At 54.6% G+C, this 12,980-nt stretch carries 14 protein-coding genes; 12 read left to right on the top strand and 2 right to left on the bottom strand.

From position 1 onward, the window contains the following. Positions 1-298: 298 nt before the first annotated feature. Both maiA and IE076_RS17615 read right to left on the bottom strand, forming a co-directional pair. The gene (maiA, locus tag IE076_RS17620; RefSeq protein WP_189438103.1) at positions 299-934 is read right to left on the bottom strand and encodes a maleylacetoacetate isomerase; all 636 of its coding nucleotides are present in this window, start codon (positions 932-934) and stop codon (positions 299-301) included. 81 nt (positions 935-1,015) lie between these two features. Further along, the gene (locus IE076_RS17615) at positions 1,016-1,516 is read right to left on the bottom strand and encodes a MarR family winged helix-turn-helix transcriptional regulator (RefSeq protein ID WP_209009220.1); all 501 of its coding nucleotides are present in this window, start codon (positions 1,514-1,516) and stop codon (positions 1,016-1,018) included. A gap of 310 nt (positions 1,517-1,826) precedes the next feature. Between IE076_RS17615 and fahA the strand changes: the two genes are divergently transcribed. The 12 genes from fahA to IE076_RS17555 all read left to right on the top strand — a co-directional run bounded on the left by fahA (position 1,827) and on the right by IE076_RS17555 (position 12,936). Further along, positions 1,827-3,095 (top strand): fumarylacetoacetase, encoded by a 1,269-nt coding sequence (gene fahA, locus IE076_RS17610; protein ID WP_189438102.1) that lies wholly within the window; start codon positions 1,827-1,829, stop codon positions 3,093-3,095. A gap of 15 nt (positions 3,096-3,110) precedes the next feature. After that, positions 3,111-4,061 carry an MBL fold metallo-hydrolase gene (locus tag IE076_RS17605; RefSeq protein WP_189438101.1) on the top strand — a complete coding sequence of 317 codons (951 nt, stop codon included), beginning with the start codon at positions 3,111-3,113 and terminating at the stop codon, positions 4,059-4,061. Positions 4,062-4,406: 345 nt separating this feature from the next. Next, positions 4,407-6,026, top strand: coding sequence for an FAD-dependent oxidoreductase (locus tag IE076_RS17600; protein WP_189438100.1), 1,620 nt, complete (start codon positions 4,407-4,409; stop codon positions 6,024-6,026). Then, entirely contained in the window at positions 6,023-6,232 is a 210-nt protein-coding gene (locus IE076_RS17595; RefSeq protein ID WP_189438099.1) for a DUF2783 domain-containing protein, read from the top strand. Before IE076_RS17600 ends, IE076_RS17595 begins: the two co-directional genes overlap by 4 nt. 20 nt (positions 6,233-6,252) lie before the next feature. Then, positions 6,253-6,795 carry a VOC family protein gene (locus IE076_RS17590; RefSeq protein ID WP_189438098.1) on the top strand — a complete coding sequence of 181 codons (543 nt, stop codon included), beginning with the start codon at positions 6,253-6,255 and terminating at the stop codon, positions 6,793-6,795. Between the two features lie 94 nt (positions 6,796-6,889). Then, on the top strand, positions 6,890-7,939 hold the full coding sequence (locus tag IE076_RS17585; protein ID WP_189438097.1) for a TRAP transporter substrate-binding protein: 1,050 nt from the start codon (positions 6,890-6,892) through the stop codon (positions 7,937-7,939). Continuing rightward, the gene (locus tag IE076_RS17580; protein ID WP_209009219.1) at positions 7,936-8,448 is read left to right on the top strand and encodes a TRAP transporter small permease; all 513 of its coding nucleotides are present in this window, start codon (positions 7,936-7,938) and stop codon (positions 8,446-8,448) included. Before IE076_RS17585 ends, IE076_RS17580 begins: the two co-directional genes overlap by 4 nt. A 3-nt stretch (positions 8,449-8,451) precedes the next feature. Further along, positions 8,452-9,768 carry a TRAP transporter large permease gene (locus IE076_RS17575; RefSeq protein WP_189438096.1) on the top strand — a complete coding sequence of 439 codons (1,317 nt, stop codon included), beginning with the start codon at positions 8,452-8,454 and terminating at the stop codon, positions 9,766-9,768. Positions 9,769-9,910: 142 nt separating this feature from the next. Further along, positions 9,911-11,176 carry an NAD(P)-binding domain-containing protein gene (locus IE076_RS17570; protein WP_209009218.1) on the top strand — a complete coding sequence of 422 codons (1,266 nt, stop codon included), beginning with the start codon at positions 9,911-9,913 and terminating at the stop codon, positions 11,174-11,176. Positions 11,177-11,279: 103 nt separating this feature from the next. Then, positions 11,280-11,486: a ParD-like family protein gene (locus IE076_RS17565; RefSeq protein ID WP_054667136.1), complete on the top strand. Its 207-nt coding sequence runs from the start codon at positions 11,280-11,282 to the stop codon at positions 11,484-11,486. Further along, entirely contained in the window at positions 11,483-12,262 is a 780-nt protein-coding gene (gene map / locus IE076_RS17560) for a type I methionyl aminopeptidase (protein ID WP_189438095.1), read from the top strand. Before IE076_RS17565 ends, map begins: the two co-directional genes overlap by 4 nt. A 299-nt stretch (positions 12,263-12,561) precedes the next feature. After that, a complete protein-coding gene (locus tag IE076_RS17555; RefSeq protein ID WP_189438094.1) occupies positions 12,562-12,936 on the top strand; it encodes a hypothetical protein in 375 nt (124 codons plus the stop codon). The last annotated feature ends 44 nt before the right edge of the window (positions 12,937-12,980 follow it).

Here is a 12,980-nt window from a genome sequence, read left to right as displayed (position 1 = left end):
TATCTCTGATATATCTCTGTTTGCAAGGGGCAAATCTCAGGAAAGTAAAATTTTCGTCCCGATCAGCGAGATTCGTAAGGTCGTTTGATCTCGAAGTATTGCATAAATCACAGTTCCGCTGAGAGGGAGTAAACGCCGCTGATCGGCAGAAACTCTGAGGTTTTGTAAAAGCCTCGAAGCCAAATAATTGACTTGTTCTAGACTGAGTGCATAACTACGCAAAAACACGGTGCCGGGAGAAATTTCCAACCCCGCGCCAAAAACCACAATCATTTTTTGAGGGTGGGTTTGGTCTCCCTCAGCCCAGTTGCCGTGGTTCAGCCATGCGGAAGGCGTCTAGTTTGTCGGCCTCAGCTACGATGGCATTGATGCGACTGAGGTGAGAGCGGTCGACGCCCCAGCGGTCGGCGTTGTAAACCTGCGGCACAAGGCAGACATCGGCCAGACCCACCTGATCCCCGTGGCAGAACCTGCCGCTTTGCCCGTCACCCAGCAGTTGTTCAAAAGCGCTCAGGCCTTTGGAAATGAACTCGCGCATCCAGTTGACCTTAATCTGCTCATCGCCGCCGGCCAGCTCCACGATGCGCTGAACGACGCCGAGATTGCAGACGGGATGAATATCCATGGCGATTGCATGGGAAAGGGTGCGTACGCGGGCCCGTTCGCGGGCTGTGACAGGCATAAGGGCAGGGGATGGGTGCAGCTCATCCAGATACTCAATGATGGCAAGCGACTGGGTCATCATATCGCCTTCGAGATCCAGCGAGGGCACCAGACCTTGCGGGTTGCGTTGAAGGTTCTCAGCGGCTTTCTGCTCACCCTTGAGCAGGTCAACAGTCACCGTCTTAAAGTCAAGACCTTTCAGGTTCAATGCGATGCGAACGCGGTAGCTCGCAGAAGAGCGCCAGTAATCGTATAGGGTGATGTTGCTCATAGTATTGATGCCCCTCCCAGAGCTCAATTCTCTGTTCTTTTGGTCTTGCTCTGCGCAGTTCCTACCTCGCGACGCGGCGCCTCAGGTTTCGTTGCCTGCCTCCGCGCTCATATCCCCAATGAGCGCTTCTGCGTTCTTCTGCACCTTCTCCATAAGAGACAGAAGAACCGTCTCCTCATCTGCGGTCAGATTCTCGGTCAATGCGGCTTCCACATTGCGTACCAACGGAATCACATCATTGAAGACCGCCAGCCCTTTTTCAGTAAGGCGCAAAACAGATTTGCGGCGGTCCTCGCCGTCAATATCGCGGCGTAAAAGCTCTTTCTTGCGCAGGGACTGAACGGCGCGACTCACATTCACTTTGTCCATGCTGGAGCGCTCGACGATCTCTGAAGCGGACAGCGCTTGCGTGTGACCCAGGATGGACATGGTGCGCCATTCGGAAACACTCAGGCCGTACCGTTCGCGATAAACACTTGAAACAGCAGTGCTAACGGCGGTGCCAAAAACACGGACCTTATAGGGGAAGAACGAGCCAAGCTGGAATTCTTCTTGATCCTTTGCGTTACTCGCAGTCACCATTATCACATCTCGTTGGTTTAAAATGAAACTATTGCGCTTGCATAACAGCACATAACTCCTATTAGTATCATTTGCAACTACCTGTCAAGAGTGGGTATCATACGCGTAATGTATATCCAAAAGTTGAATTAATAGCTATTTTCAGCCATTTTTCAGCAATTTGCGTCGTTCCCTTACGCCTAGGCATTTGGTTTTGGCGGAAAATGCTATTGACAAAGTTACACCTGAAACTATTCTGAGCTTAGATGAATTTCAGATGACCTCGGGTCCGGGAGGACGGCAGGTGATCTTCAATTGCCAAGGATGAGTTATGACGAGTTGGATCGAGAGTGCGAATGCACCGCACTGCCATTTCCCAATCCAGAATCTTCCCTATGGTGTGTTTGCCAAAAACGGTGAGGAGCCACGCTGCGGTGTTGCGATTGGTGACATGGTTGTCGACATGGCTGTGCTGGAAGCTGCCGGTCTTCTCGATGCAGGTGGCACCACCACCGTTTTCGACAAGCCCGCCCTTAACGACTTCATGGGTCTTGGCAAAGCCTCTTGGGACAGCGTACGCGATCAGCTGACAGCTCTGCTCGCCAAAGACGGCGATCCTGCGCTTTCCGGCAATGGCACTTTGCAGAGAAAAGCGCTGGTGCCCATGAGCGCGGCGCAGATGTTCATGCCGTTTGCGGTTTCTGAATATACGGATTTTTATGCGGGTAAGCAGCACGCATTTAACGTGGGCACAATGTTTCGTGGCCCGGAAAATGCACTTCCCCCGAACTGGCTGCATATCCCGATAGGATACAATGGCCGCGCGTCAACGGTCATTGTATCCGGCACTCACATCAAGCGTCCGGTTGGGCAGGTCAAGGCACCGACTGATGAAGCGCCAAGCTTCAAGCCGTGTGCCCGTCTGGACATCGAGCTGGAAATGGGCGCAGTTGTTGGCCTGCCGAGCGAGATGGGTCAGCCCATCTCCGTGCAGGAAGCTGACGACATGATCTTCGGCTACGTGATCCTGAATGACTGGTCCGCCCGTGACATTCAGGCGTGGGAATACCAGCCGCTTGGCCCGTTTCAGGCAAAAGCGTTTGCGACCTCCATCAGCCCATGGGTGGTGACGAAGGCCGCTCTTGAGCCATTCCGCGCCTCTACACCCGCGCGTGAAAAGGAGCTGCTGCCGTATCTCAATGAGCCGGGCCCAATGCTCTACGACATTGATCTGGAAGTTTATATGCAGCCGGAAGGGGCGGCGAAAGCCTCCAGACTGGCCAAAACCAATTACAAGCAGATGTACTACTCCGCCGCGCAGCAGCTGGCCCACCACGCGGTGAGTGGCTGTAAGATGAACATCGGCGACCTGCTTGGCTCTGGCACCATTTCCGGCCCGGACAAGTCCGAGTACGGCTCTCTGCTGGAAATGTCGTGGGGCGGCAAGGAACCAATCACGCTGGAGACGGGCGAGACGCGCACCTTCATCGAGGATGGAGACACGCTGACACTCACCGGTTGGGCACAGGGCGATGGCTACCGCATTGGCTTTGGCGAATGTACAGGCACAATTCTGCCAGCTCCAGATTTCAAAGCTTAAGTTAGGATAGTGACGATGGCCAAAGCATTTGCATCCAGTGGCGATATGGAAGCCAAGAAGATCTCCTTCACTGAAGTGGGCCGCGATCTTTACGCATTCACTGCTGAAGGCGATCCAAACACCGGCGTCATAATTGGTGATGAAAGTGTCATGGTGGTTGATGCGCAGGCAACGCCTGTCATGGCTCAGCTCGTGGTTGATAAAATCCGCGAAGTCACCGACAAGCCGATCAAATACGTGACCCTGACCCACTACCACGCCGTGCGTGTTCTTGGTGCTTCCGGTTACGGCGCCTCGGAAATCATTGCCTCTGAAAAGTGTGAGGGTATGATCTACGAGCGTGGTCAGGAAGACTGGGACTCCGAGTATGGCCGCTTCCCACGCCTGTTTGATGCAGCAGACTCCATTCCGGGCCTCACATGGCCAACCATGACCTTCAAAGACCGCATGACCATCAACATGGGCAAGCGCAAGGTAGAGCTGATGCATCTGGGCCGCGCCCACACCGCTGGCGATATCGTTGCATGGGTTCCGGATGAAGGCGTCATGTTTACCGGTGATATCGTGGAGTACCACTCCGCCTGTTACTGTGGTGATGGCCATTTCAAAGACTGGGGCAACACCCTCGACGCGATCAAGGCCTACAACCCGGACGCCATTGCACCGGGCCGTGGTGATGCGCTTGTGGGTCAGGAAATGGTCAACAAAGCCATCAAGAACACCCGCGACTTTGTTGAGAGCACCTATAAACCAGCCGCCCGCGTGGCAGTACGAGGCGGCACGCTGAAAGAAGCATGGGACGCAGTGCGCGCACAATGCGATCCGAAATTCGCTAACTACGCCATCTACGAACATTGTCTACCGTTCAATGTCGCGCGCGCTTTTGACGAAGCCCGCGGCATCGACACCCCTCGCATCTGGACCGCCGAACGCGACCGCGAAATGTGGGCAGCATTGCAGGGCTAAAATGAAGTGAGCTTGAAGCTCAAACTAAATCGAGGTGGAAGCTAAGAAGAGAGAAGTCGGGCAACTACAAAACTTGGGTTTTCCTCACGGGCAAGAGGCTCCCAAGAATTAGAACATGCAAGCTCAAGGCCGTTGTCTGGGTTCTTGTCTCTTTAACCGCTGTGCTGGCGATCTTTGCTCTGAACGCCAGCAGTGCCGGACCCCTTCACCTCTAAAAACGCAGGCGAAAGCCGCCCCATATGCGTCCGGGCGCCGGATGGACCCAAGCATCCATCCGGCCGTCCAAAGTTGATTGATGTTTTGCCGGATGCTGGCTGAAGCATCACACATGCTGGGAGGCAGCGTATGACAAAAAAGATTTTCGAAGTTCCGCTTTATCCTTATGTCCGCTCGCCGGATCAGGATGCGGACAAGGCAGTGCGCCATAAGGTTGTTGTGGTGGGAGCAGGCCCGATTGGCCTTGCCGCAGCAATTGAACTGGCCATGCAGGATATTGAGGTTGTCGTCGTTGATGACAACGACAAGGTAAGCTGGGGCTCCAGAGCGGTGTGCTACGCCAAGCGCCCGCTGGAAATCCTCGACCGCATTGGCTGCGGTGACCAGTTTGTCGACAAAGGCGTTCAATGGCACGTGGGCAAGGTTTTCTTCGACGAGCGTCAGGTCTATCAGTTTGACCTGTTGCCGGAAGATGGGCACAAGCGCCCCGCCTTTATCAACCTGCAACAGTATTACTTTGAAGAGTATCTGGTTGATCGTGTCAAAGAGCTTCAAGCGCAAGGCAAGCCAATCGAGATCCGCGGCAACACCAAGGTTGTTAGCGTAGATCAGGCTGATGACTATGCAACCGTCGAGCTGGAAACGCCGGAAGGCAACTATTTCATTGAAGCTGACTGGGTGATCGCCTGTGACGGCGCAGCCTCTCCAATCCGCGCCATGATGGGTCTGGACTTCGTGGGCCGCATCTTTGAAGACAACTTCCTGATTGCAGATGTGATCATGGAAGCGGACTTCCCGACCGAGCGCTGGTTCTGGTTTGATCCGCCCTTCAACCGTGGCCAGTCTGCTCTTCTGCACAAGCAGCCGGATAATGTCTGGCGTATTGACCTTCAGCTTGGCTGGGACGTCGATAAGGAAGAAGAGAAGAAGCCTGAAAACGTCATCCCACGCCTGAAAGCCATGCTGGGCGAGGACGTCAACTTCGAGCTCGAGTGGGTTTCCATCTACACCTTCCAGTGCCGCCGTATGGAGCAGTTCCGCAAGGGCCGCGTGATCTTTGCAGGCGATAGCGCCCATCAGGTCTCTCCATTTGGTGCCCGTGGTGCGAACTCTGGCCTTCAGGACACGGACAATCTGATCTGGAAACTGAAGCTGGTGATGGATGGAAAGGCACCAATGCGCCTGCTGGATACCTATGACGAAGAGCGCATCTATGCAGCGGATGAGAACATCCTGAACTCATCCCGCTCCACCGACTTCATCACGCCAAAGTCCGCCATCAGCCGGGTGTTCCGCGACGCTGTTCTGGATCTTTCTGAGGTAGCTGAATTTGCACGCCCACTGGTGAACTCAGGCCGCCTGTCTGTTCCGGCCACCTATGATGGGTCTTCGCTGAACAGTGATGACTGCGACGGCATGCCAGCGCGCTCCCGTCCGGGCTCTCCGGCAGCTGACGCACCAACCACGAACGGCTGGTTGCTGGATCAACTGGGCAACGAATTCCAGTTACTCGCCATCAACGCAGAGGTGCCGGACACCGTTGAACTTGGCGGCATCACCATCTCTGCTCTGCGCGTTTTGGAAAACGAGGAGATGAAGGACCGCTATCTGGGAGACAAATCTTCCGCTGTTTATCTGATGCGGCCGGACCAGCATGTGGCTGCTCGCTGGGAGAGCTATGACGAGGCACGCGTTGCGCACGCTCTGAATTGCGCGATCGGGACTTATGCGCAGGAGGCCGCACAATGAGGCATTTGAACACCAAAGCAAACATCAGTAAACCGGACGAATTTTATCACGATCTTCTGCTGCTGCATGAGGGACGGACGGAGAAGGAAAGCGAAGCGCTGAACGCCAAGCTGGTTCTCATTCTTGCCAACCACATCGGTGACGCAAACGTTCTGCGGGAAGCAATGGATCTTGCTGCGAAAACACAAGGAGGAGGTGACGGCTGATCACCTCGGGGGAGATTCTTATGAAAATTGAGCAAATTCACCACGTTGCGTACCGCTGCAAGGACGCAAAAGAAACGGTGGAGTGGTACACCAAGAACCTGAACATGGACTTTGTTCTGGCAATTGCGGAGGACAAAGTTCCGTCCACGCACGAGCCTGATCCGTACATGCACCTGTTCCTTGATGCTGGCAACGGCAACGTGCTGGCGTTTTTCGAGTTGCCAACCAAGCCGGAAATGGGCCGTGATGAAAACACGCCGATCTGGGTACAGCACATCGCCTTCAAGGTGAAGGATCGCGAAACCCTCATCAGTTTCAAAGAGCAGCTGGAAGCCAATGGCATCGACGTGCTGGGTGTGACCGACCATTCCATTTTCCACTCCATTTACTTCTTCGATCCAAACGGACACCGCATCGAGCTGGCCTGTCCGGACCCAGCAGAAGAAGAGAAGCTGAAGCGTCTCGATTCTGTGAAGTGGGAGATGCTGGAAGAGTGGAGCCGCACCAAAAAGGCACCAAAACACGCTGACTGGCTGCACGCAAAAGAACTCGGCAAAGTTTAATTTCAAGACTGCCTGCCGGAAGAACGGGGACTGGGAGGTTCCCGCTCTTCACTCCAAGACATTTGATTTTACTGGCATCTTAAGGGAGGGAGCCATGAATTTCTTAAAGACGAAAATTGCTCGTCGCACGTTGCTGGGTATGGCAACAGCTGCCATGCTGGCACCAACTGCTTTTGCAAGTGCTGCTTACGCTGAAACCAAGCTGGTTCTCTCCAGCTGGCTGCCACCACGCCACCCGATTGTAGTCAACGCCATCAAGCCATGGGCCCGCGATGTCAAGAAGGTCACCGATGGCCGCGTGTCCGTGCGCGTTCTAGCCAAGCCTGCCGGTGCTCCGCCTGCCCACTATGACATGGCTGCCGACGGTGTTGTCGACATCACCTACGGTCTACACTCCTTCACCAAAGACAACCGTTTTGAGCGCTCCCGTATCGGCCAGTTCTCCTTCCTCGGAGATGATGCGGTGTCAGGTTCCAAAGCGTTCTGGGATGTCTATGCCAACGACCTGGATGCACAGGCCGAACACAAGGGCACCAAGCTGCTTGGTCTCTTTGTTCATGGTCCGGGCGTTTTCCATAACAACGTACGCAAACTGAACACCCCTGCCGACATTAACGGCCTGAAGATCCGCGTTCCGGGTGGATACATTGCAGACCTTGCCAGTGACCTTGGCGCATCCCCGCTGTTCATGCCATCGGGTGAAGTTTACGAGACCTTGTCGCGTGGCATCATTGATGGTGTGACCTTCACCTATGAGGCGCTGACCGCATTCAACCTACTGGATCACGTCAAGTACTCCATGCGCGTTCCGGGTGGCATCTACAACACCACATGGTTCCTCGTCATGAACGAAGGAAAGTGGGATGAGATCTCCGCTGAAGATCAGGCTGCGATCATGGCGATCTCCGGCGATGCGTTTGCAGAGCGCGTAGGAAAGGCCTGGAATGCTGCGGACGACAAAGCAATCGAGCGCATCAACAAAGCTGGCATTGAAATCTATGATGCTTCTCCGGAAATGGTTGCGGCCATCAAGGAAAAAGCTGCTGTCTATGAAACCACATGGGCAGAAGCGATTGCAGAAGACGGCTTTGACGGTGCCGCTGTACTCGACAAGTTCCGCACCTCTACAGGCGTTGGAAATTGATCGGGTCTAACAACAAATCCGGGGGCGCATCGCGGGTGCGCTCCCTCGTCAGGCTCATGGAGCTTGGCCTTGGAATATGTTGCGCGTTACTCCTCGCGGGTCTGACTGGCCTTACAGTCGTTGATGTGGTTGGCCGTTACTGGTTCAACGCGCCGGTGCGCGGTGCGTTTGAGGTCACCCAGCTTATGCTTGGCGCGCTGGTATTTGCCGCGCTACCACTCACAACCTCACGCCGGGAACATGTTGAAGTGGACATGATCTACGGTCTCGTTCCTCCGGTCATGCAGTCCCTCATGACGGCCATCTCCGGCTTCATTTCCACACTTGTGCTGCTGGTCCTGTCGTGGCGGCTGGCCGCTCATGCCGAGCGGATGATGGAAGACGGCTCTGTCACCAACGCTCTGGACATTCCGCTTTATCCGCTTGGTTGGATCGCCGCCGTTTCCGCGCTCATGAGCGCTGGCTACACACTTGTTCTGTTTAAAAACGCATTCCGCCGAGGTTTTTAAGTTATGTTTGAGTCCCTTCTCGGCTTTGCAGCTCTGCTCTTCCTCATCTTTCTGCGCGTACCCATTGCGTTTGCTATGATCCTTGTGGGGGCCTTTGGCTTTGCGATGATGCGTGGTTGGAACGCCACATGGTCCGTTGTCAGCACAGTCGGTTTTGATACCAGCCTGTCCTATTCACTCTCCGTGATCCCGCTGTTTATCCTCATGGGCAACCTGCTCACCATCTCCGGCGTCAGCCGTGGCCTTTACGCAGCTGCGAACCGCCTGCTGGGCGGCGCGCGTGGGGGCCTTGCCATGGCCTCGGTCGTGGCTTGCGGTGGCTTTTCTGCGGTCTGCGGGTCTTCGCTCGCAACAGCAGCGACCATGTCCAAGGTCGCCATGCCATCCATGCGCAAATACGGTTATTCGGACAGCCTCGCGTCCGGCTCCATTGCAGCTGGCGGAACACTGGGCATCCTGATCCCGCCTTCCGTTGTGATGATCATCTACGGATTGTTGACTGAATCCGACATTGGCAAGCTGTTCATCGCGGGCGTTCTTCCGGGCATTTTGGGACTCTTGCTTTACATCGGCGCAATTTACGTCGCCACCTTGATCAACCCGTCTCTTGCTCCCAAGGCTGAAGGCACCGAACCCTTCACGCAGAAGGAAAAGATCGGCGTTATCGCTGTGCTCGGCCTGTTTGCGGTGATCATGGTAGGAATCTATGGCGGGTTCTTCACCCCGACAGAAGCTGCGGGAATTGGCGCGGGTACCTCCTTTCTGATTGCGCTGGTACTGGGCGGTATGACCGTGAAAAACCTCTTTCACGCCATGCTGGAAAGCGCGCGTACCACAGCGATGATTTTCATGATCATCATTGGTGCAGAGATCTTCTCCAACTTCGTCAACTTCGCCGGTCTGCCGGACACGCTGGCCGAATGGGTGCTGGAGCTGGAGCTGAACGCCTATCTGGTGATCCTGGGCATCGTGCTCATTTACATCGTGCTGGGCTGTGTTCTGGAAAGCCTCTCCATGATCCTGCTGACCGTGCCAGTGTTCTACCCGCTCATTCTGGAGCTGGACTTTGGTACGCAGGCCCTAAGCGACCCGGAAGCGGTTCTCATCTGGTTTGCTGTGATTGTGGTGGTTGTGACCGAGATCAGCCTCATATCTCCACCCGTAGGACTCAACGTCTTCGTGCTGCGTAATGTGCTACAGGACGTGAAACTCTCCACCATCTTCAGGGGCGTGTTCCCGTTCTGGGTGTCCGACCTTGTACGCCTCGCACTGCTGATTGCATTCCCGTGGTTCTCACTGTGGCTTGTTGGCGCCATGTAGCCCGCGCGCCTACAAGCAGCTGAAAAGGGAGGGCATCTGCTCTCCCTTTTTTGCATTTAACGCAAATCAGTCATGTTGCATCCTAATGAACCGTCCAACCAGCAGTTAACCCGCACCCGCCATAGTACCGAGAACTTGAACTATGGCAGTAGGTTACATGGCTCCAAACATCGCAATCATCGGGGCGGGCCCCACCGGCCTGACAGCGGCAATTGATCTGAAACGCAGCGGTCTTTCTCCCACGGTATTTGAAGCACGCGATTGTCTGGGTGGGCAATGGGCGTATGAGGCGCTCCCTGACAGACCGGTGGACGTACGCGATCCGCAAAGCCTACATGTTTACTCCGCCATGTACCCCAAACTGCGCGCCAATCTGCCCAAACGTGCCATGCAGATCAGCGATTATAAGCTGCCAGAGCAGTTGCAACTGTTTCCCGACCGCGCCGATATTCTCAATTACATTGGCGATACCGCCAGACGAGCCGAGATCCTCCCGCTCATACACTTTAGTACGCCCGTAAAGCACGTGGAGAAGGCAGATGGTGGGTGGCGTATTTCCACCAATCATGGAGAACAGATCTTCAGCCACGTTCTTGTGGCGTCGGGTAAAGACAGTTACCCCTACATACCCGAGATTGATGGACTGGAGAGTTTTGAAGGTCCCGTAACACACTCCCAATCCTATCGCAGGCCGAACCGATTTGAAGGCAAGCGGGTAGCGCTGATTGGGGCCTGTGTGTCCTCCGAGGATATCTCGCTAGACCTGAGCCCCCATGCCAGCGAAGTTTACATCTGCGGTACGTTCCCCCCCAATGGACACAAATGTTATGTGCGTGAGGGGCTTTACGGAGAAGGTCACAACATCAGCCAACACGCCCGCCCAGCACGCATTGAGGGGCACACAATCCACTTGCAGGATGGCCAGGTGCTTGAGGATGTAGATGCCATCATCCTGTGCACCGGATACATCTATAACTTCCCGTTTTTGAATGGCGCGATCAATGACGTCCAGCTGAACGGAAAAGCGATCGGTCCGCTTTATCTGAACATGTTCTACCCATCAGACCCGACCCTGATCTTCCTTGGCTTGCCGAGGTTTACCGTGCACTTTGCCAGCATCCATCTGCAAAGCATTTTTTGCGCGAAAGTCCTGAGCGGAGAGCTGAAGCTACCTTCAATCGAGCAGATTAAACAGGACGTTGCCACCGGAACCTGTGTTTTGCAAAAGAACCCCGCCGATTTGGAAGAGTACCACAACCGCGTCTTCGAATATTTCGGTCAGCTCGCCGATATGACCGGCGCTCCGCATTTGGATTGGAAAGGGTTCCTGGATACGGTGAACGACCACAAGCGCGAGTACCAGCAGGATTATCGGCAGCACACCGTCATTTATGATTTGAAGGAATAACCGGGCTTAAGTACCCACAGCGCCTCTCCCCTGTGAGAATTGCGCGCTTGCCTTTATGCGATTCGTATACGATATGTATATTAATCGTATAAGGAACCTCTCCATGGGTATTGTCAAAATCTCTGATGACCTGCACGAGGAAATCAGAAAGGCGAGCACCGTTATGTCTCGCTCCATCAACGCGCAGGCCGAGTTCTGGATGAAGATCGGCATGCTGGCCGAGCTGAACCCGACACTGACTTACGCGCAGCTGATCCAACAACAACTGGAAGCGTGCAACGTCACGCCGCCTGAGGTGATCAGGACATGAGCGCGATTATCATCAAGAACGCCGATGAAATCGCACTGATGCGCCAATCCGGCAAACTTCTGGCGCAGGTTTTTCAGATGCTGGAAGATGTGGTGAAACCGGGTGTCTCTACGCTGGAAATCAACGACCGCGTTGAGGATTACATCGTCAACGAGCTGAAGGCGCGCCCGGCGAGTAAAGGCCAGTATGGCTATAAGTTTGCGCTCAATACATCCATCAACGAGGTGGTTTGCCACGGCATTCCCGACAAGAACCGTAAGCTGACCGCCTCCGATATCATCAACGTGGACATTACACTGGAAAAGGATGGCTTCATCGCAGATTCCAGCACGACATTTGTGATGCCCGGCGCCTCCCGCAAAACACAAAAACTGGTCAAGACCACCTACAAGGCCATGTGGGCCGGTATCAAGCAAGTGCGTCCGGGCGCCAGACTGGGCGATGTGGGCTCGGCGATCCAGCAGCTTGCCGAAAAGGCGGGCTACTCGGTTGTGCGCGACTTTTGCGGCCATGGCATCGGACGAGATATGCACGAAGGCCCTTCTGTCCTGCACTTCGGTAAACGCGGCACGGGCACGCTGCTGAAGGAAGGCATGACCTTCACCATCGAGCCCATGCTCAATGCAGGTACCGAGTATACTGTGACCAAGGAAGACGGCTGGACCGTTGTGACACTGGACAAAAAATTCTCCGCCCAATGGGAGCATACGGTTCTGGTGACGGCGGACGGATTTGAAGTGCTCACATTGCGGGAAGGGGAAAAGGTACCAGCCTAGGCTGAGGTAAACCGTATCTTCGCCTCTTGCCCCACCAATAAGGACCGGAAGGAAAACAGAGAGTAGCGGCAAGCACGGTCGTGCTGCTGCTCCCCTCAAGTTCATCACAGTCTAAGTGCCCAGACATTCGCGTACCTGTCTTGCGTTGCTTCACCAGAGCGAAGTTTTAAGAACCGCCATCAATGCTTGTTAACCACGTAAGCAGGTATCCAGTATCGGTGGGGATAGAACTTGACCTTAAGTCATAAACAAAATTACTAGCTGGAGAATAACAAGAACAAAAAAGAGTTAGCGATTTAATGACTGCACTTAAGCACGTTAAACTAGGAATTATTGGAGTTCTTCTGGCAGGTTGCGCAGCCATTGCTGCTGATGCTGTTTCCCAAGTTACCGGACAAACAGAAGACGGGTCGGAAACCTTTAACGGCCAGATCACTGCCTACAATATCACCTTAACAAGTAACCGTGGACGGACCTGCGAGGGCAGGCCTGCGCCAAACCCAGTTGTACTGACCTGTAGCGATGGGACTGGTGGATCGTTGGAGCTCCACGCAAGAGATGTCTTCATTGGCGGAACCGGTGCAGGGACAATAGACAATCAGAACGTAATCGTAAATTTCGGTCCATTCGATTGTAACGGCATTTGCCGATGGCCAAAAATTCGGGGGCTATAAGTCCGGCGACCATCCACCCCGAGCACAAAGCACGCATCTATCTG

Origin of the sequence: Pseudovibrio japonicus (assembly GCF_014651595.1) — a bacterium.
GTDB classification, from domain to species: domain Bacteria; phylum Pseudomonadota; class Alphaproteobacteria; order Rhizobiales; family Stappiaceae; genus Pseudovibrio; species Pseudovibrio japonicus.
This window is presented reverse-complemented; position numbering and strand designations above follow the sequence as displayed.